A 19421-nucleotide genomic window follows, 5' to 3' on the forward strand; every position below is an offset into this window, starting at 1 on the left:
TTTTTGTTGGCGGACGCATACGCCGCAATCTGGCCATCCCGCTTGATGCGTGGATTTGCCGGACAAACCGACCCGAACCTAAGCAGCTTCGCTCGAATGCGCAATTGCCGATCGGTGTTACAGTTCCGCGAAAGTCACTCTTCTTCGTTCGAGCCATTGCGATCGCTCATGCCCAGAAGCTTGAGCTTGCGGTGCAGGGCCGAGCGTTCCATCCCGATGAACCCTGCCGTCTTCGAGATGTTTCCGGAAAAGCGGCGAATCTGGATTCGCAGATATTCACGCTCGAAGCTTTCGCGCGCCTCGCGCAGCGGCACGCCCATCAGGGATGAGATGCCGGCCCCGCTCTCGGCTGTGCCCCCCGTGATTTCGGGCGGAAGCATGTCCGGCTCGATCCGGTCCATCCGGTCGCGCGGGGTCAGGATTACCGTCCGCTCTACCACATTGCGCAATTGCCGCACATTGCCGGGCCAGTCGTAGGCCTGCAGCGCCGCCAGCGCCTCGGGCGAAATCTCGGGCGCCTTCAGCCCCTGCTCCCGCGCATAGCGGGTGAAGAAGTGATCTGCGAGCGCAGGGATATCATCGCGCCGCTCGGCCAGCGAAGGCACGGCGACGGGAACGACATTGAGCCGGTAGAACAGGTCTTCGCGGAAGCGTTTCTCCCCGATCTCCTTCTCCAGGTCGCGCGCGGTGGAGGACACGACCCGAACATCCACGCCGATCTGGCGATTGCCGCCGACGCGCACGAAGCTCTGTTCGGTGAGCACCCGCAGGATGCGTGCCTGGGTGCTCATCGGCATGTCGGCCACTTCGTCGAGATAGAGCGTGCCGCCGTCGGCAGTTTCAAGCAGGCCCGGGCGCACGAGCTTGCCATCCGCCTCCTCGCCGAACAGTTCCTGCTCGAACCGCTCGGGCGTGATCCGGGCGGAGTTGACCGTGACGAAGGCCTTCTCCGCGCGCGGGCTCCACGAATGCAGGAGCCGCGCGGCCACTTCCTTGCCGGCGCCTGCCGGACCCGTGATGAGCACGCGGCTGCCAGTGTTGGCGACCCGCTTCAGCGTTGCGCGAACCTGGTTGACGATGCCGGAATTGCCGGTGAATTCTTCCGCAAGGATGGCCCCTTCGCGCAGACGGGCGTTTTCCCGCCGCAAGCGCTCAGTCTCCGTGGCGCGCTCCACGAGCAGCAGCAGCCGCTCCGCTTCGAACGGCTTCTCGATGAAGTCCACGGCCCCGCGGCTCACGGCGGAAACGGCCGTGTCGATGCTCCCGTGGCCGGAGAAGATGATCACCGGAAGCTCTGGTTCGCGCAGCTTGATGGCGTCGAGCACTTCCAGCCCATCCATCGGGCTGCCGTGCAGCCAAACGTCCAGGAGAACGAGGCTCGGCCGCCGCTCGTCGACCATGCGCAGCGCGCTGACCGAGTCGCCGGCCGTCCGACACTCGTACCCCTCATCGCTGAGCACGCCGGCGACCAGTTCGCGAATGTCCTGTTCGTCATCCACCACGAGGATGTCGAGCGCCATCAACTGTTCTCCCTGAAATTCATTCGGCCGCCTCACTGCCGGAAGATCCGGCCATGCCCGCAGAGGCAGGATCGCGCGCGAAGCGCAGAGTGGCCCGCGCGCCGCCGCCGTCAGCGGGGGCGAAGGCCACGTCACCCCCATGTTCTTCAACAATCTTTTTCACGATGGCGAGGCCGAGCCCGGTGCCCTTCTCACGCGTGGTGACATAGGGTTCCATGATCCGGTCACGGTCCTGCGGCAGGCCGATGCCATTGTCCGTCACCGTGACAGTCAGATAGGTATCGTCCGCCGTCACCGAGACACGAATGCGCCCGCGGAAATCGGCTTCGGCGCTCCGCAACCGGGCATCGACCGCTTCAGCAGCATTCTTGAGAACGTTCGTCATCGCCTGGCCGAACTGGTGGCGGTCGCAGGCAATCGCCGGCGCAGCCTGATCCGCTTCGAAGCCGTAGTCGATCTCGGTATGGGCCACTTCCTGTAGGAACAGAGCCTGCCGCACGAGATCGACCGGATCCTCCTGCCGGAACACGGGCTTGGGCAGGCGGGCAAAGGAGGAGAACTCGTCCACCATCTTGCGCAGGTCGCCCACCTGGCGGATGATCGTGGCGGTCAGTTCCTCGAAAAGCTCTCCGTCCTCTTGGATCTGCTTGCGATAGCGTCGCTTCAGCCGCTCGGTCGCGAGCTGGATGGGGGTGAGCGGGTTCTTGATTTCATGCGCAATGCGTCGCGCGACGTCGGACCATGCGGCCTGACGCTGGTCGATCAGCTGCCTCGTGATGTCTTCGAAGGTAATCACATGCCCTTCCGCAGAAGGTGCGATCTTGACCGCCAGCGTGAGAAGTTCGCCGCCCTTGCCGTACTGATTGTATTGCACGATGCCGCTGCTGGCGCCGTTTTTCAGCAGGTTGTCGATCGAGGGCGCGATCTCCGCCAGTTGCAGGCCCAGCGGCGCCGGACCGGCGCGCTTTAGCAGCAATTCCTGCGCCGAACTGTTCATCAGCAGCACCTGCCCGTCCCGGTCCACGGAAACGATGCCGGCGGTGATCGATTGCAGCACGGCTTCGATGAAGGCGCGCCGCTCCGCCAGCTGGCGGTTCGCGCCGATCAGGGCGTCGGTCTGCCGTTCGATCTGCGCCGTCATGCGATTGAAGGCACGGTTGAGCAGGCCGATCTCGTCCGGCCCGGTACGCCCGGAGATGCGCAGGGCATAATTGCCGCTGCCGACTTCGCGTGCGGCCGAGACGAGATCGGTGAGGGGCTTGACCTGCCGATCCGCGAAGCGGAGCGCAAACCATACAGCGAGCCCCACCAGCGACAGCGATACGAAGAACAGCGCCAGGTTGAAACGCAGCTGCAGCACGCGCGCCCGTCGAGAGACGACGTCATAGGACTGGATGACGTTCTGCGCCAGGTTCCACTGTCGCAGCGCCTGCTCGTCGGGGTTGCGGGCGTTGTAGAGATAGAGACGCGCGGTCCGGTCAATCGGCGCAATGGCCTCGATGCGGTCGCGCCCGTCATGCACGATCACCGACTCCCCGGCCTTGAGCCGGGCGAGATCCTGCGGGCTGATCCGCTGTCGCTGCGTGTTCTCGTCCGGATCGACGATGGCATCGACCTGCAGTGAACCATCATCGGCTTCGCGAATGATCGCGCTTTCGCCCAGGTCCCGATAGAGAACGTGGAACACATAGGTGTCGATGAACGCGGGGCTGGTGATGCTCCGCCGCTCCAGCTCGCTGCGGATGTCCTTCGCCATGGCGAGCGTCTCGTCACGCACGTCCCGCTGGTTCTGGTCGTAATAGCCGCGCGCCAGCCGCGTCGCGTTTTCCAACACCCCGCGCGAATTGTCCGAGAACCAGAATTCAACACCCGACTGGAACAGAAAGCTGGCGAATACAGCCACCAGCAGCGTCGGGATCGCTGCCACAAGCGAGAAAAAGAACACCAGCTTCACATGCAGCCGCGCCGTCTGCCCGCCGGCGCGGCGGATCGCCATCCGCCGGCCGAACAGCACCAGCAGCGTGAGCGCCGGGATCAGCGTACCGATCAGCATCGCCGCCGCCTGCGCAGAAGGTACCGGCTCGCTCTGGTCGCCCATGGCGAACAGTGTGACGTAGGAGGCGCCGAGCATGATCAGCAGCGCAGAAGCGGCGCCGATCTCCAGCCACATGAACAGGTTCATGCGCCGGGCAGCGACCAAGGCGCGGCGCCACCACCGTGGCAGTCTGCTGACGCGAGTCATTTCAGTATCGGCATCGGCGGACATCGTTGCGCAGTTACAACGAACCTGTTGCATTTTTGCAAGGCCTTATTGCCCCGCAAAGCATGCTTACCCACGCTGGGAAAAGCCCTCCGGGTCAATAGCCAGATCGTCGAGCCTTTTCCGCAGCGTGTTGCGATTGATCCCGAGCAGTTGCGCGGCCCGCAACTGGTTGCCGCCGGTCTCCTTCAGCGCATGCTCGAACAGCGGCTTTTCGAACTCGGCCAGAGCTGCGTGGTAGAGGGTTCCGGGAGCAAAGCCGGCCCCGGCCAGCCAAGTCGTAACCGTTCCCGCGAAATCGCACTCCGCCGCGGCGGGCGCGTCGGCCTCTGCCCGGTCGGACAGCAGCTGCCGCACCGTCGCCGCGTCGATCTGCTCCTCGCGGGAGAGAAGTGCCGCGCGATAGACGAAGTTGCGCAGTTCACGCACGTTACCCCGCCAGGGTTGCGCTGCCAGGATGCTCGCGGCCTCCTTGGAAAGGCTGTGTTGCGGCAGCCCTTCGGCCGCAGCCCGACGAAGGAAATGAACCGCCAGACCCGGCACGTCTCCATCGCGCTCGCGCAGGGGCGGAAGGTGGATCGGCACGACGTTCAGACGATAATAGAGATCCTCGCGAAAGCTGCCATCCGCGATCATCGGGGCTAGGTCGCGATTGGTGGCGGCGATGATGCGCACGTCGATCGTCACCTCCTCGCGCCCGCCGACCCGGCGGATACGACCGGATTGCAGCGCGCGAAGCAGCCGCGTCTGCGCTTCGGGCGGCATGTCGCCGATTTCGTCGAGAAACAGTGTGCCGCCCTGCGCCTGTTCGAACTTGCCGATATTGCGGCTGACAGCACCGGTGAAGGCGCCCTTTTCATGGCCGAACAGCTCCGCCTCGATCAGTTCGCGCGGGATCGCAGCGGTGTTGACCGCCACGAAGGGGCCCTGCTTGCGCGATCCAAGCTGATGGATCGCCTCCGCCACCAGTTCCTTACCGGTGCCGGATTCGCCCAGGATCAGCACCGTAAGATCGTTACGCAACACGCGCGCGATCATCCGATAGACATCCTGCATCGCCTGGCTGCGGCCGATCAGCGGCAGTCCTTCCGGCAAATCCGGCTCCGCGCCCGCTCCGCTCACCGTCGCATCAGCCGCCTGGCAGGCCGCGCGCACCAGCTCGTCCAGATCGAAGGGCTTGGGGAAATATTCGAAGGCGCCGGTGTCCGTAGCGCGAACGGCGGTGTCGAGCGTGTTCTGGGCCGAAAGGATGATCACGGGCAGGTCAGGATAGCACGCCGTCACGTCCCCCAGCGTGGCGATACCGTCGCCATCGGTCAGGATGACGTCGGTCAGCATCACGTCGTATTCGTGCTCCCCCAGCATCCGGTCGCGGCAGGCAATGCTGTCGCACCGGTGCACGGTGAATGCCTCATCCTCCAGCGCAGCGGTGATCACCGTCGCGATGGAGGCGTCATCCTCCACCAGCAATACGCGCCTGCCCATGGCTCCCCCTCCCCTATTTCGCCATCGGCAGATGGATGCGGAAATGCGTCCACCCGCCGGCCTCGTCCCGCTCGTGGCTGATGCGCCCATCCATGTCGCGCACCAGCTTGTGCACGAGCGCCAGACCGAGCCCCTGGCCGTTTTTCTTGCTGGAAACGAAGGGTTCGAAGATATGGTCGCGCAGGGCGGGGTCGACGCCCGGCCCGTTGTCGCTCACCTGCACTTCGATCGGCAGCTTCACCGGGCGCCCGAGGCGGAAGACATTCATCACCAGCCCGCTGACGAAGCGCGTACGCAGCACGATCTCGGGATTATCCTCGTTCTGGCAGGCGTCCCGCGCATTGCTGATGAGGTTGATCAGAACCTGCACCAATGCCCCCTCGTTGCCCATCACGGGCGGGAGGGACGGATCGAATTCCTCACGGATCGGCACCGGCACGGTGCTGGCGGCGGTTACCGTGTCACAGGCGCGATGGACCGCCGCATGCAGATTGAGGGGCGCTACCGGCTCGGGCTGTTCGCGGCCCAGTCGCTGCATCCGATCGATCAACTGAGCGATGCGGTCCACCTCGTCGGTTATCAGCCCGGTGAGGCTGCGGTCGCCTTCATCCAGCTTGCGGGCGATGAGCTGCGCCGCACCGCGAATGGCTGAGAGCGGATTCTTGATCTCATGCGCCAGCACGGCCGGGCCGCGCAGGGCGCTGGGCCGTTCCTCTTCACCCATCCGCTCCCCCTGCCCACCGTCTGACAGGGTGACCACGCGCCAGCCCGGGCGCAGCGGCATGGGCGAGACGGTGAGGTTGGCGAGCACCGCGCGGTCATCGATCTGAATAGCCAGCCCGCGCGCCACCAGTTGCGCATCTTCCTGCGCCACAATCCTTTCCACGATGCGGCTCTCAGCAAACACCAGCACGTCGAGCAGCTTACGGCCGAGCAGTTTGCGGGAGCTACGCCCGATGATATTCTCGGCTGCGGGATTTACCTCCCGGATCCGTAGATCGGGGTCCACAAGCAGCAGGGCGAACGTCAGCCCGGCGATCTGCTCGCGCGGCTCGGGCGGCCCCGCCGCCGCTTCGCTCACGCCGCGCGCCGCCGCATGAACGGCTCGTAAAACCGCGCCACTTCGCCCAGCACCTGATCCGCATCGTCGATGAAGTTCACCTTGTTGCGGAAATCGGCCGAGCCGTGCATGCCCTTGGTGTACCAGCCCAGGTGCTTCCGGGCCATTTTCACCCCCACCTCGGTGCCATAGAGCTCCAGCATCGCGCGGTAATGCTCCATCAGCGTGTCGTACTGCGCGTCATAATCGGGGCTGGCGAGCACCTCGCCGGTGCGCCACCAGTGCATGACCTGTCCGAGCAGCCAGGGCCGGCCATAGGCGCCGCGCCCGATCATCACGCCATCCGCGCCGGATTGCTCCAGAGCCTGGGCGGCATCCTCGATCCCGCAGATGTCGCCATTGACGATCACCGGAATGGACACAGCCTCCTTCACCTTGCGGATGAAGCCCCAATCGGCGGTCCCCTTGTACATCTGGTTGCGCGTGCGGCCGTGGACGGTGATCATCCGGACACCGAGATCTTCGGCAATGCGCGCCAGTTCCGGGGCATTCAGGCTCTCATGATCCCAGCCCATGCGCATCTTCACGGTGACGGGTACGGAAACGGCCTTCACCGTGGCTTCCATCAGGCGGGTGGCCAGCGGAACCTCGCGCATCAGGGCGGAGCCGGCGAAGCCGTTCACCACCTTGCGCACGGGACAGCCGAAATTGATGTCGATTATAGCCGCGCCGCGATCCTGATTGAGCTTTGCCGCCTCTGCCATCGATTCCGGATCGCAGCCGACGAGCTGCATGGAGACCGGATCCTCGATGGCATCCCACGCCGCCTTCTGGATCGACTGGCGCGTCTCACGGATCATGGCCTGGCTGGCGATCATCTCCGTGACGTTGAGCCCCGAGCCATAGCGGCGCACAAGCCGGCGGAACGGCAGATCGGTTACCCCGGTCATCGGTGCGAGGACGACAGGGCAGTCGATCCGCACGGCGCCGATCTCGATCGGCTTGAGCGCCGGAGGTGAGGGAATTCGGTTCTGCATGGTAATGTGCCTAATAATTGGGCAGCGCATAGTGGATTGCGGGGGTGCTCGCAAGGCGCTAGCGCGCCGCCAACGCCATGGCCCCCTCCCCCGCCCCGCATTCGCCCGCTCTGGCTGCCGTCGTCGTCGCGGCGGGCCAAGGGCTGCGCGCGGGCCAGCCCTTGCCGAAGCAGTTCGCCCTGTGGCGCGGCAAGCCGGTGCTGCGCCACGCGGTGGAGGCGCTCGTCAAGGCTGGCGTGGGGCCGATCGTGGTGGTCATTCCCACCGGTGCCGAGGATCTGACCGCCGAGATACTCCAGGGTCTGCCGCATGTCTCTTTCGTATGCGGGGGCGCCACCAGGCAAGCTTCGGTTCTCAAGGGCCTGGAAGCCCTTTCGCACGCTGCCCCGGAAGTCGTGCTGATCCACGATGCCGCGCGCCCGGACTGCCCCGAGGCGGTTGTGAAGCGGCTTGTTGTGGCGCTGGAGCACGCGCCCGGCGCCATTCCGGTCCTGCCTGTAGTAGACAGTCTGGTGTATGCGGCGGAGGGCCGGATGGGGGGCAGCGCAAGGCGGGAGGAACTCCGCCGGGTGCAAACGCCGCAGGCGTTCCACTTCGCAGCGATCCTCGCCGCCCATCGCGCCTGGCAGGGCCGGCCCGATGCAGGCGATGATGCGCAGGTTGCTCGCGCCGCGGGGCTGGAGATCGCGCTTATCACCGGGGACGAGCGGCTGCGCAAACTGACCTTTGCGGAGGATTTCATGGACAGCACATCCACCCCGCCGCCGCGATATCCGCGCACCGGCACGGGCTTTGACGTCCACCGCCTAGCCGCCGGGGAAGAGCTGTGGCTGTGCGGCATCCAGCTGGCGCATGATCGCGGGCTCGCGGGCCATAGCGATGCCGATGTGGCGCTGCACGCGCTGGTGGATGCGGTGCTGGGCGCCGTTGGAGCGGGCGACATCGGCCAGCATTTCCCGCCGAGCGATCCGCAATGGAAGGGCGCCGCTTCGAGCCGCTTCGTGAGCCATGCGGTGGAGTTGGCCAGGGCAGCCGGATACGAAATCGGCAATGTGGACCTCACCATCATCTGCGAGGCGCCCCGCATTGGCCCACATCGTGACGCCATGAGGCAACGGCTTGCCGAATTGCTGGGGACAGCGGTAGATGCCGTGAATGTCAAGGGAACGACGAGCGAACGCCTCGGTTTTGCCGGGCGTGGCGAGGGTATTGCGGCACAGGCCGTGGCCACGCTGATTCCGCTGGAAAGGATGTAATCCCATGGTCGCTGCAAAGCATCTCTTCGCTGCGCTCGGCGCCGCCGCGCTGGCGATTCAGCCGCAGGCCGCCGCCGCGCAAGGCAGCTGCGTGACCGAGGCTGAAGTCGGCGCCATGGCACTCTACGCCATGCCGCAGGCGATCCAGGCGGTACGCCTGGGCTGTTCCGGCCAGCTGTCGAGCAACGGCTATCTGGCGCGGCACGGAGACGAGCTGATCGCCTCTTACACGGCGCTGCAGGATCGCAATTGGCCGGGTGCCAAGTCCGCGCTGCTGAAGCTTGTGACTTCGGGCTTGCAACAGCAGCCATCCCTTGAAAATCGCGGAGTTAACCTCGATCTTATTCGTCAGTTGCCCGATAATGCGGTGCGGCCTTTGGTAGAGGCCATGGTCGTGCAGAAGCTGCAGCCGATCATCAAACCCGAAAGCTGCGGCAGGATCGAGCGGGTCGTGGAAGCGATCGCCCCGGTCCAACCGGAAATCGCGGGCAAGCTTATCGGCGTCATCAGCGGCTTGGTGGAGCTCAAGCAGCCCTCCATCTGCCCCGTGGATTGAACTATCATGGATTCGCTTCTTCCCAAGGAAATCGTCGATCTCGCCCGCCGCGTGGTGGAGGAGAACGCCGCTGCCGGCCGCAAGATTGCGGTGGCGGAAAGCTGCACCGGCGGCCTCGTCGCGGCGGCGCTTACTGAAATTCCCGGCTCCTCCGCGGTGCTGGATCGCGGCTTCGTAACCTATTCGAACGAGGCCAAGCACGAGTGCCTGGGCGTGGCGGAGGATATTCTCGACGCCTTCGGCGCGGTTTCGGTCGCCTGCGTCTATGCCATGGCCCGCGGTGCGCTGGAGCACAGCGAGGCGGATGTGGCGGTGGCGATCAGCGGCGTGGCGGGGCCGGACGGGGGGAGCGAGAAAAAGCCCGTGGGCACCGTCGTTTTCGCCCGGGCCGTGCGCGGGAGCGAGGAGCCCGACGCGGAGGCCAAGCACTTCGACGAGACCGACCGTTCGGGCGTCCGCCGTCAGGCCACGCTGGTGGCGCTGGAGCTGCTGCTGCCGTAAAGTTCGTGCGCCCGCGTTTCGAACGCGGCCACCATCTTGCGGAAGGCGCGATCGAAATACTGCCCGGCGAGCATTTCGAACATCTTGTTCTTGAACGAGAAATCCACCCGAAAATCGATCTCGCAGCCGCCATCCGGCAGCGGGCGGAACAGCCACAGATTGTCGAGATCGCGCATCGGCCCGTCGACATAATGGACCTGAAGCCGATCCGGCCGGTGCTTTTCCACGCGTGAGGTGAACTTCTCGCGCAGCGCCTTGAAGCCCACCAGCATGTCCGCCAGCATTTCCTGCCCGTCGTCGGAACGCACCCGCGTCGCCACCACCCAGGGCAGGAATTCAGGATAGCTGTCGACGTCGGCGACGAGATCGAACATCTGCTCCGCGCTGTAGGGCAGACGATAGGTTTCGTGGATACCCGCCATCAGGCCCCGCGCTTTGCCAGACGCGCTTCCCGCGCGGCCTTCATCTGCGCGAAATCGTCGCCCGCGTGATAGCTGGACCGCGTCAGCGGGCTGGATGCGACTTGCAGGAAACCCTTGGCCCGGGCGATCGAGCCATAGGCATCGAACACCTGCGGCGTGACGAAATCCTCCACCTTCGCATGCTTCGGCGTGGGCTGGAGATATTGGCCCATGGTGATGAAATCGACATCGGCGCTGCGCATGTCGTCCATCACCTGATGCACTTCCAGCCGCTGTTCGCCGAGGCCGAGCATGATCCCGCTCTTGGTGAAGATCAGCGGATCATGGGCCTTCACCTCTTCCAGCAGGCGCAGCGAGGCATAATACCGCGCGCCGGGCCGGATGGTGGGATAGAGCCGCGGCACGGTTTCGAGATTGTGGTTGTAGACGTCCGGCCCCGCGGCGCAGATCGCCTCCACCGCGGCGCGCATCTTGCCGCGAAAATCGGGCGTCAGGATCTCGATCGTGGTGCCGGGCGTCTCCCGCCGGATCGCCTCGATCACTTTCACGAACTGCCCCGCCCCGCCATCGGGCAGATCGTCGCGATCCACCGAAGTGATCACGATATGCTCCAGCCCCATCTTCGCCGCAGCCACGGCCACGTGTTCGGGCTCCAGCGGATCGACCATCCGCGGCATGCCCGTCTTCACGTTGCAGAAGGCGCAGGCGCGGGTGCACACATCGCCCAGGATCATCACCGTGGCGTGCTTCTTCGTCCAGCATTCCCCGATGTTGGGACAGGCCGCTTCCTCGCACACGGTGTTGAGTCCGAGATCGCGCATCAGGCCGCGGGTTTCGTGATAGCCCTTGCTGACAGGGGCTTTGACGCGGATCCAGTCCGGCTTGCGCTGGCGCGGCTGGCGGGGTGCGGAAGAGAGATCGTTCATCGCCGCTCACTTAGGGAAGGCTCTTGCCACTGGCAATGGCGGGCGGCATGGCAGCGCGCATGACCACAGCATCTCCCGTACTTTCCGACCTGATCGAAGGCTATCGCCAGTTCCGCCAGAATGGATGGGAGCCCGAGCGCGAGCGCTGGAGCGCGCTCAGCGAGGGCCAGCAGCCGGCGGTGATGGTGATCGCCTGTTCCGACAGCCGCGTGGACCCGTCGCAGATATTCAACGTCCGTCCAGGCGAGATCTTCGTGGTGCGCAATGTCGCCGCGCTGGTCCCGCCCTTCGAGACGACGCCCGGCCACCACGGCGTGTCGGCCGCACTGGAATTCGCGGTGCAGGTGCTGCGCGTGCGCGAGATCGTGGTGATGGGCCACGGCATGTGCGGCGGCTGCCAGGCGGCGCTGACGCAGTCCATGCGCGGCACGGAACCCGGCAAGGGCGGCTTCATCGCCGACTGGATCGAAATGCTGGACGATGCGCGCCAGCCCATTGCGGAGCAAATGGGCACCACCGGACGCGACGCAGAGCGGGCGATGGAGCAGGCGGCGGTGAAGGTGAGCCTCGCCAATCTACGCAGCTTCCCCTGCGTGCGTGAAAAGGAAGGCCGGGGCGACCTGACGCTGCGCGGCGCCTTCTTCGCGATTTCGGACGGCGTGTTGCATCTGCTGGACGAGGAAAGCGGCACCTTCAGCCCGGCCTGAATCGCGCCCCGAGTGGAAACTCTGGAACACGCTGGAACAGGGTTCATCGCAAAAATATCCTTGCGGCGGAGAGCCGGTATTCTGGCGCTATCGCAAGCACTTGGAACTGCAAGTTGATGCAAGGTGAAAGATCTCGGCATGGGCGGCAACATGGCCGCGGTCGGGTGCTGTAGGGAAGCGGTGACCCACGCGCCGACCGGCCGGCCGCCCTTGCCTTCCGCCGCGCCGCCAGCCATGTGGATGCCATGCCCGAAGAAGCGCTCAAGAACATCGCCCTGCTGATCGACGCGGACAACGCCAGCCACCACGGTATCGACCCGGTGCTGACCGTTCTGGCCGAGCTGGGGCAGGTCAATATCCGCCGCGCCTATGGCAATTGGGCCAAGCCGGCGCTGGGCAACTGGAGCAAGATCACTCACCGCTTCGGCCTGCAGCCGATGCAGCAGTTCGATCTCACCAAGGGCAAGAACGCCACCGACATGGCGATGACGATCGACGCGGTCGACCTGCTCTATCGCGGCAAGGTGGATGGCTTCGGCATCATGAGTTCGGACAGCGATTTCACCCCGCTCGTCACGCGGCTGCGGCAGGACGGGCTGATCGTCTATGGCTTCGGCAGCGAGAAGGCGCCCGAGGCGTTCCGCACCGCCTGCACCCGCTTTATCGACGTGGACCAGCTGATCCGCACATCCGAAGCGGAAGATACACGGCCGAGCAATGGCAATGCCATTGACAACGAGCTGATCGAGCTGTTGGGCGCTGCGTGGAAGGCCGCGAGCCGCGATGACGAGGGCTACGCCCGCTTGCAGGAAGTGGGCCAGATCGCCGGCAACCGCTCGAGCTTCGACGTGCGCAACCACGGCTTCAAGCGCCTGTCCGACCTGATGCGCGCCGCCGGCGACAATTTCAAACTGGAACGCCGCGAAGACAACCAGCTTTACGTCAAGCGCCTGCGTTAGCCGCTCACTCGGCACAAAACCCGTGCCGACCCGTTGCGAACAGCAAGCAACGGGGATGGCATGGTCGACAAATCCGAGAAATTTCGCTGGTTCGTGCGCCTGGGCTATTTCTCGCGCGCGGTGTTCTACATCCTGATTGGCTTCCTGGCACTTACTGCAGGTTCGGCGGACACCGGCCCTGAGGGGGTGTTCCGCACGGTGCAGGATTTTCCTGCGGGCACGGCGCTGCTGTGGATCGTCGCCATCGGCCTCTTATCCTATGCCCTGTTCCGCATGTGCTCGCCCCTGTTCGACATCGAACATGAGGGGAGCGACCGCAAAGGCATTGCCGTACGCATCGGCCATGCCGGAAGTGCCATCGGCCATCTGGTGCTGGCTTACAGTGCGGTGCGGCTGGCCACCGGCAACGGCAGCGGCGGCGGGGATACGGCGCAGCAGGCGGCCGCAGGCGTGCTGTCGGTGCAGTTCGGCTCCTTCGTGCTCGGCCTGCTGGGCGTGGCATTCATCGCCACGGGCCTCTTCCAGGCAAAGAAGGCCTATTCGGGCGAGTTCATGCACCGGATCAGCGCCAGCGCGCCCGACGCGACCCGGTGGCTGGGCGGCGCCGGCTTTGCCGCGCGCGCCGTGGTGTTCGTGGTAATCGGCTGGTCGCTGATCCATTCCGCGTGGATCTCCAGCAGCGCGCAAGTGATGTCGCTGGGCAGCGCCATCTCCTCCCTCCATGACGAGGGCATTCTGTTCACGCTGGTGGCGGCGGGCCTGATCCTCTTCGGTCTCTTCAGTCTGGTGCTGGCCCGCTATCGTATCGTGCCGGATCTTGGCGCAGGCGGAACAGTCCCCACCTTTCGGCTATGACCGAGCAAGCGACTGATCGAGGCGCCGACGGAAAAGACCGCACGGCAGGGCTTTACCGGATGGTGATGGACAAGCACGTCTGCCCCTATGGCGTGAAGTCCAAATGGTTGCTGGAGCGCGCCGGCTACGTGGTGGACGATCACTGGCTGACCACGCGCGAGGAAACCGACGCGTTCAAGCGGCGGCATGACGTCAAGACGACGCCGCAGACCTTCATCGGCGGGAAGCGGATCGGCGGCTATGACGATCTCCGCGGCTTTCTGGGCAAGCCCCTGCCGGCTGACGGCAGCACGAGCTATCGGCCCGTGCTCGCGGTGTTCGGCGTGGCCCTTGCCCTCGCCCTGTCGCTGAGCATCGCGCTGTTTGGCAGCCCGTTGACGCTGCGCACGGCGGAATGGTTCGTCACCTTCTCCATGGCGATGCTGGCGATGCTCAAGCTGCAGGACGTGGAGACCTTCTCCTCCATGTTCGTCGGCTATGACCTGCTGGCGCGCCGGGCGGTGCCCTATGCCTACGCCTATCCCTATTTGGAGGCGCTGGCGGCGATCCTGATGGCCGGGCACCTGCTGCCGTGGATTTCGATCCCGGTGGCGCTGTTCATCGGCACCGTGGGCGCGGCCTCGGTGTTCTACGCCGTCTATGTGCAGAAGCGCGAAATCAAATGCGCCTGCGTGGGCGGCAGCGGCAATGTGCCGCTGGGCTTTGTTTCCCTGACGGAGAACCTCGCCATGATCGGCATGGCGCTGTGGATGCTGGGGCGGATGGCCCTTTAACTGCTCGACCTAGCTGGTGCCGCATTGCGCGGGGCCGACGCCTTCATAGACGATCCGGCCGTGCTCATCGCGCAGCGTCACGGTGCCTTCCAGCGCCATGCGCTCGTGCAGATCGAGATCCGGCGCCTGTGCTTCTGCCGCGCCCTCCCCTTCGAGCACCGCATCTTCGCCCTCGCTGCGCTGCCGCGCTTCGTCCGCCAGGGCCAGCTGCAGCACATAGGCGCGGCTGTTGTAGACGGTGTGGGTGCCCTGCTGCAGCTCGCGCGACCCGGGGTCGGCGGCGAAACGGATTACCTCCCCGTCGATCTTCATGAAGGCGTCGGCCGGGCGCGCCACCACGCGGGTGCCGAGATTGGTGCCGGGCGCATATCGGCAGCCAGCGCCCTGGAGATCATAGCGGGTGGCATCGTCCTCATTGATCGCTTCGGGCGCCAGCGGCTGCAGCGGAGCCATTGCGTCATTGGCCTGCTTCACCAACGCAATGTCCTGCTCGTCCTTTATTGCCTGTTCTTCCGGCGTGGGCCGGTCGGAACAGCCCGCAAGGAGAGCGACCCCGATCACCACTACCCCCCGCATCAATGCCTCCCGAAAAGTTTCTCTACATCGTCCATGGAGAGCTTCACCCATGTCGGCCGTCCGTGATTGCACTGCCCTGAACGCGGCGTCTGCTCCATTTCGCGCAGCAGTGCATTCATTTCCGTTACCGAAAGCGCCCTGCCTGCGCGCACGGAACCATGGCAAGCCATGGTGGCCAGCACATGTTCGATCCGTTCGCCCAGCAGCAGGCTTTCGCCGTGGCGGGCGAGATCGTCCGCGAGATCGGCCAGCAAGCTTTCGGGATCGGCACCTTTCAGCGCCGCCGGCATGGCGCGGACGAGCATGGCCCCGGGGCCAAACCGCTCGATAGCGAGGCCATATTCGGCGAAGCGGGCGCTGCTTTCCTCCAGCAGGTCACAGGCCGGCTCGTCCATCTCCACCACTTCGGGCATTAGCAGAGCCTGGCTGCCGGCGACCTTCTCGCCCGCCCCCGCAGCGCGCAGCCGTTCCAGCACCAGCCGCTCATGCGCGGCGTGCTGGTCCACGATCACCAGCCCGTCGGCGGCTTCGGCGACGATATAGGTCTTCGCCACCTGACCGCGCGCGATGCCGAGGGGGTATTCGGCCACCTCGGCGGGAAGATCGGCGGCCATCTCTGCCCGCCCCTGCGGCGCGGCCAGAGTTTGGTGGCTGTCCTGACCGGTCCAGCGCAGGCCGCCATCCCGCAGCGTGGGCGACGGCGCGGCCGTCCAGTCGCGGCCCTGGAAGATGGAGCGCAGCGCGGGGGCGGGTTCCGCCTGCACCGGCTCCGTCTGCCAGCGCGCCATCGCTCCGGCATCGGGCGCCTGCGCGCTGCGCCTGTCCCCGGTGGCCAGCGCCTGCCGCAGGCCGGAGACGATGAAGCCGCGGACGCTGGCGGCATCGCGGAAGCGCACCTCCGTCTTGGCGGGGTGGACGTTCACATCCACATCCTCCGCCGGCAGGGCGAGGAATAGCGCCAGCACCGCGTGACGATCGCGCGCCAGCATGTCGGCATAGGCACCGCGCACGGCGCCGGCCAGCAGCCGGTCCTTCACCGGGCGGCCGTTGACGAACAGATATTGGTGATCCGCCACGCCACGGTTGTAGGTCGGCAGGCCGGCAATACCCGTAAGGCGCATGGCGCCGCGCTCCAGTGCGATGGAGACACCGTTCTGCGCCAGATCGCGCGCAACGATCTGCGCCACGCGCGATTCCAGCGCGTCGCCCGGCTGCAGGCCCAAGATGCGCCGGTCCCCATGGTCGAGGGTGAAGCCGATGTCCGGCCGCGCCATGGCGAGGCGGCGGACCACATCGAGGCAGGCGGCATATTCGCTGCGCGCGGTGCGCAGGAACTTGCGCCGCGCGGGGATCTTGGCGAACAGCTGCTCCACCCGCACGCGGGTCCCGGGCGGCAGCGCGGCGGGGCCTTCCTCCGCCAGCGTGCCGTGATCCACCACGCGCTTCCACCCCTGCTCCGCCCCGCGCACGCGGCTTTCCAGCGTGAGCCGCGCCACGCTGGCGATGGAGGGCAGCGCCTCGCCCCGGAAGCCGAGCGTGGAGACCTGCTCGATCGCGTCGTCGGGCAGTTTGGAGGTGGCGTGGCGTTCCAGCGCCAGCGACATTTCGGCCGGGGTCATCCCGCAGCCGTCATCGGTCACCTCGATCCGGGCGAGGCCACCCTCCGCGATCGACACGGCGATTCTCCCCGCCCCGGAATCGATCGCATTCTCGACCAGTTCCTTGAGCGCGGACGCGGGCCGTTCGACCACCTCGCCTGCGGCGATGCGATTGACGAGCGTCTCCGGCAGGCGGCGAATTGCAGGCATTGCGCCATGTTAGCGCGCGCGCGGACGCATTTCGAGCCGGGCAGTGCAAAACTCCCGTTTCTATCGACGAAATTTTTGGCCTTTGGTAACGCTTCGGGCTAAGGAGCCGCCACCTTCCGGCATGTGTAAGCCGCCCGCTTGCCGGCCCATCCTACATCTCGCGGTAAGATACGGATTATTCGATGAGTTCCTTCTTCTCCCGCCTGTTCAAGTTCGGTTCTCAGAACATGGCCATCGATCTGGGGACGGCCAACACGCTCGTTTACGTCCAGGATCGCGGCATCGTGCTGAACGAACCTTCCGTGGTCGCCATCGAAACGATCAACGGGGTCAAGCGGGTGAAGGCCGTGGGCGACGATGCGAAGCTGATGATGGGCAAGACGCCCGACAGCATCGAGGCCATCCGCCCCCTGCGCGACGGCGTGATCGCGGACATCGAGATCGCCGAAGAGATGATCAAGCACTTCATCCGCAAGGTGCACGGGAAGAAGAGCCTGTTCCGCTACCCGGAAATCGTGATCTGCGTCCCCTCGGGCTCCACGTCGGTCGAAAAGCGCGCGATCCGCGATGCCGCCAGCAATGCCGGCGCGTCCGAAGTCTATCTGATCCTCGAGCCCATGGCGGCGGCAATCGGCGCGGACATGCCGGTGACGGAGCCGGTCGGCTCCATGGTCGTGGACATTGGGGGCGGCACCACGGAGGTCGCGGTGCTGTCGCTGCGCGGCCTCGCCTACACCACCAGCGTGCGCACGGGGGGCGACAAGATGGACGAGGCGATCGTCTCTTACGTCCGCCGCCACCACAATCTGCTGATCGGCGACGCCACGGCGGAACGGATCAAGCAGGATTACGGCTGCGCCACCGTTCCGGAAGACGGCACGGGCGAAATCATCACGATCAAGGGCCGCGACCTGGTGAACGGTGTGCCGAAGGAAATCACCATCAACCAGTCGCACATCGCCGAAGCGCTGTCCGAGCCGATCGGCGCCATCGTGGAAGGCGTACGTATCGCGCTGGAAAACACCGCACCGGAGCTGGCGGCCGACATCGTGGACCAGGGCATCGTGCTGACAGGCGGCGGCGCGCTGATCCGCGGGCTGGACGATCACCTGCGCGAGGAAACCGGCCTGCCGGTGAGCATTGCCGAAGATCCGCTGTCCTGCGTGGCGCTGGGCACCGGCCGGGCAATGGAAGATCCGATGTATCGCGGCGTGCTGATGAGCGCGTGAGGCCGCCGCAACCCCGTAGTTAAAGGAAAGGGCGGGCATGGCACCGCCGGCAAGCCGCCGCACCGGCATCAACAAGAAGGCGCAGATCGGCGTCTTCACCGGCTATCTGGTCGCTGGCTTGGGCGCGCTGATCGGCGCTGTCCTGCTGGTGGTCTCGCTGTGGCGTCCGGAAACCTTCTCCAGCCTGCGCGGCGGGGCGGCAGACGTCGCGGCCCCCGCCGGCGAAGCCGGGGCGGAGCTGCGCACCGGCGGGCATGACGTCTTCTCCGCCATTGCGGGCTATTATCGCGCAGGCAGCCGCAATGCCGCGCTGGAACGCGAAGTGAAGGTGGCCCGTGTCCGCCTGGCCGAAGCCGCCGCCGCGGCGCAGGAAAACAAGCGATTGAAGGCAGTGCTTGGCCTGTCGGAAGGCGAAACCAAGCCCATCGCCCATGCGCGACTGATCGGCTCCACTTCCTCCAGCGCGCGCAGGATCGCCTATCTCTCGGTCGGCCGCCGCGAGGGCGTGCTGCCGGGGATGCCGGTGAGTTCGCCCATGGGCCTGGTGGGCCGGGTGCTGGAAGCGGGCGAAACCAGTTCGCGCGTGCTGCTGCTGACCGATAGCGAAAGCATGGTGCCCGTCCGCCGGGCGACGGACGATGTGGTGGCCTTTGCCGAGGGCCGGTCCGACGGATCGCTGCGGCTGCGCCTGATCAACCTAGGCATCAATCCGATCAAGAAGGGCGATGTCTTCGTCACCTCCGGCGCGGGCGGCCTGTTTCACCCGGGCACCGCGGTGGCCATGGCGACCGAGATCACCAAGGACGGCGCGATCGCCCAGTTGCTGAGCAATCCCGCGGCGACCGATGTGGTGGTAGTCCAGCCGATCTGGCAGCCGGAGGCGGTGCAAGCCGTGAAGGAGCCGCTGCTGCCCGAAACCGCCCCCGCCGACTGATGGAGCGGCTCAATCCGAATGCCCGGCGGGATGCGTTCGGCAGCAAGATCAATCGCACGCATTCCACCCTGCTTGCCTATGGCCTGCCGTGGCTGACGATCCTTGCTGGATCGCTAACCCCCTTCCTGCCGGTTCTGTCCCCCGCGCCGATCATCCCGCCGTTGGGCTTCATCATCATGCTTGCCTGGCGCCTGCTGCGGCCCGGCCTGCTGCCGCTGTGGGCCGGGCTGCCGCTGGGCCTGTTCGACGATCTGTTCTCCGGGCAACCGCTGGGAAGCGGGATCCTGCTGTTCTCGCTGGCGCTGATCGCCATCGACCTGGTCGAGATCCGCTTCCCCTGGCGTAGCTTCTGGCTGGACTGGCTGACCGCCTCGGCCGCAATCGTAATCTATCTGGCGGTTTCGGCGCTGCTTTCCGGCGCTTCGCTCACCTTCGTGCAGCTTACGGTCATCCTGCCCCAGCTATTGCTTTCGGTCGTGCTGTTTCCCATCGTCGCCCGCATGGTTTCCCTCCTCGACCGTGTTCGCCTGATGCGCGTGCGACGCCTGGGCTGAGCG

19 protein-coding genes are annotated in these 19421 nt (G+C 65.7%); 10 read left to right on the plus strand and 9 right to left on the minus strand.

The window, feature by feature from the left end:
• Nucleotides 1–134 precede the first annotated feature (134 nt).
• From ntrX to dusB, 5 genes are all read right to left on the minus strand, one after another.
• A complete protein-coding gene (ntrX, locus tag AEB_RS11385; protein ID WP_119083308.1) occupies nucleotides 135–1520 on the minus strand; it encodes a nitrogen assimilation response regulator NtrX in 1386 nt (461 codons plus the stop codon).
• A gap of 19 nt (nucleotides 1521–1539) precedes the next feature.
• Nucleotides 1540–3762, minus strand: a complete 2223-nt coding sequence (locus AEB_RS11390; RefSeq protein ID WP_119084603.1) for a sensor histidine kinase — start codon at nucleotides 3760–3762, stop codon at nucleotides 1540–1542.
• An 87-nt stretch (nucleotides 3763–3849) separates the two neighbouring features.
• A complete protein-coding gene (locus AEB_RS11395; protein WP_119083309.1) occupies nucleotides 3850–5265 on the minus strand; it encodes a sigma-54-dependent transcriptional regulator in 1416 nt (471 codons plus the stop codon).
• A 13-nt stretch (nucleotides 5266–5278) separates the two neighbouring features.
• Nucleotides 5279–6346 (minus strand): two-component system sensor histidine kinase NtrB, encoded by a 1068-nt coding sequence (locus AEB_RS11400; protein WP_119083310.1) that lies wholly within the window; start codon nucleotides 6344–6346, stop codon nucleotides 5279–5281.
• Complete coding sequence (gene dusB / locus AEB_RS11405; RefSeq protein ID WP_119083311.1) at nucleotides 6343–7362, minus strand: tRNA dihydrouridine synthase DusB; 1020 nt, start codon at nucleotides 7360–7362, stop codon at nucleotides 6343–6345. The genes AEB_RS11400 and dusB overlap by 4 nt, the downstream gene beginning before the upstream one ends.
• A gap of 77 nt (nucleotides 7363–7439) precedes the next feature.
• Here dusB and AEB_RS11410 point away from each other — a divergent pair, with 77 nt between their 5' ends.
• From AEB_RS11410 to AEB_RS11420, 3 genes are read left to right on the plus strand one after another with little or no spacing between them, the layout of a single operon-like run.
• Entirely contained in the window at nucleotides 7440–8618 is a 1179-nt protein-coding gene (locus tag AEB_RS11410; protein WP_119083312.1) for a bifunctional 2-C-methyl-D-erythritol 4-phosphate cytidylyltransferase/2-C-methyl-D-erythritol 2,4-cyclodiphosphate synthase, read from the plus strand.
• Nucleotides 8619–8622: 4 nt separating this feature from the next.
• Entirely contained in the window at nucleotides 8623–9174 is a 552-nt protein-coding gene (locus AEB_RS11415; protein ID WP_119083313.1) for a hypothetical protein, read from the plus strand.
• A gap of 6 nt (nucleotides 9175–9180) precedes the next feature.
• On the plus strand, nucleotides 9181–9675 hold the full coding sequence (locus AEB_RS11420) for a CinA family protein (RefSeq protein ID WP_119083314.1): 495 nt from the start codon (nucleotides 9181–9183) through the stop codon (nucleotides 9673–9675).
• Here the strand turns inward: AEB_RS11420 and AEB_RS11425 are convergent.
• Both AEB_RS11425 and lipA read right to left on the minus strand, forming a co-directional pair.
• On the minus strand, nucleotides 9636–10097 hold the full coding sequence (locus AEB_RS11425; RefSeq protein WP_119083315.1) for a type II toxin-antitoxin system RatA family toxin: 462 nt from the start codon (nucleotides 10095–10097) through the stop codon (nucleotides 9636–9638). The two genes, AEB_RS11420 and AEB_RS11425, sit on opposite strands and share 40 nt — an antisense overlap.
• Nucleotides 10097–11023: a lipoyl synthase gene (gene lipA, locus AEB_RS11430; protein WP_119083316.1), complete on the minus strand. Its 927-nt coding sequence runs from the start codon at nucleotides 11021–11023 to the stop codon at nucleotides 10097–10099. The genes AEB_RS11425 and lipA overlap by 1 nt, the downstream gene beginning before the upstream one ends.
• Nucleotides 11024–11082: 59 nt before the next feature.
• Between lipA and AEB_RS11435 the strand changes: the two genes are divergently transcribed.
• The 4 genes from AEB_RS11435 (at nucleotide 11083) to AEB_RS11450 (ending at nucleotide 14317) form a co-directional block, all read left to right on the plus strand.
• Nucleotides 11083–11730 carry a carbonic anhydrase gene (locus tag AEB_RS11435; RefSeq protein WP_119084604.1) on the plus strand — a complete coding sequence of 216 codons (648 nt, stop codon included), beginning with the start codon at nucleotides 11083–11085 and terminating at the stop codon, nucleotides 11728–11730.
• A 245-nt stretch (nucleotides 11731–11975) separates the two neighbouring features.
• The gene (locus AEB_RS11440; RefSeq protein ID WP_119084605.1) at nucleotides 11976–12689 is read left to right on the plus strand and encodes an NYN domain-containing protein; all 714 of its coding nucleotides are present in this window, start codon (nucleotides 11976–11978) and stop codon (nucleotides 12687–12689) included.
• Between the two features lie 60 nt (nucleotides 12690–12749).
• Nucleotides 12750–13544: a DUF1206 domain-containing protein gene (locus AEB_RS11445; protein WP_119083317.1), complete on the plus strand. Its 795-nt coding sequence runs from the start codon at nucleotides 12750–12752 to the stop codon at nucleotides 13542–13544.
• A 59-nt stretch (nucleotides 13545–13603) separates the two neighbouring features.
• Nucleotides 13604–14317, plus strand: coding sequence for a MauE/DoxX family redox-associated membrane protein (locus AEB_RS11450; protein ID WP_197714490.1), 714 nt, complete (start codon nucleotides 13604–13606; stop codon nucleotides 14315–14317).
• Nucleotides 14318–14326: 9 nt separating this feature from the next.
• On the opposite strand, the gene AEB_RS11455 is transcribed toward AEB_RS11450, so the two are convergent.
• Together AEB_RS11455 and mutL are read right to left on the minus strand one after the other, a co-directional pair.
• Nucleotides 14327–14893, minus strand: coding sequence for a hypothetical protein (locus AEB_RS11455; RefSeq protein WP_119083319.1), 567 nt, complete (start codon nucleotides 14891–14893; stop codon nucleotides 14327–14329).
• The gene (mutL, locus tag AEB_RS11460) at nucleotides 14893–16701 is read right to left on the minus strand and encodes a DNA mismatch repair endonuclease MutL (RefSeq protein ID WP_119083320.1); all 1809 of its coding nucleotides are present in this window, start codon (nucleotides 16699–16701) and stop codon (nucleotides 14893–14895) included. The genes AEB_RS11455 and mutL overlap by 1 nt, the downstream gene beginning before the upstream one ends.
• A 182-nt stretch (nucleotides 16702–16883) precedes the next feature.
• On the opposite strand from mutL, the gene AEB_RS11465 reads away from it, so the two are divergent.
• From AEB_RS11465 to AEB_RS11475, 3 genes are read left to right on the plus strand one after another with little or no spacing between them, the layout of a single operon-like run.
• Nucleotides 16884–17930 carry a rod shape-determining protein gene (locus tag AEB_RS11465; protein ID WP_119083321.1) on the plus strand — a complete coding sequence of 349 codons (1047 nt, stop codon included), beginning with the start codon at nucleotides 16884–16886 and terminating at the stop codon, nucleotides 17928–17930.
• A 37-nt stretch (nucleotides 17931–17967) separates the two neighbouring features.
• On the plus strand, nucleotides 17968–18864 hold the full coding sequence (mreC, locus tag AEB_RS11470) for a rod shape-determining protein MreC (protein WP_119083322.1): 897 nt from the start codon (nucleotides 17968–17970) through the stop codon (nucleotides 18862–18864).
• Complete coding sequence (locus tag AEB_RS11475) at nucleotides 18864–19418, plus strand: rod shape-determining protein MreD (protein ID WP_119083323.1); 555 nt, start codon at nucleotides 18864–18866, stop codon at nucleotides 19416–19418. Before mreC ends, AEB_RS11475 begins: the two co-directional genes overlap by 1 nt.
• Nucleotides 19419–19421 lie beyond the last annotated feature (3 nt).

Origin of the sequence: Altererythrobacter sp. B11 (assembly GCF_003569745.1) — a bacterium.
GTDB lineage: Bacteria > Pseudomonadota > Alphaproteobacteria > Sphingomonadales > Sphingomonadaceae > Croceibacterium_C.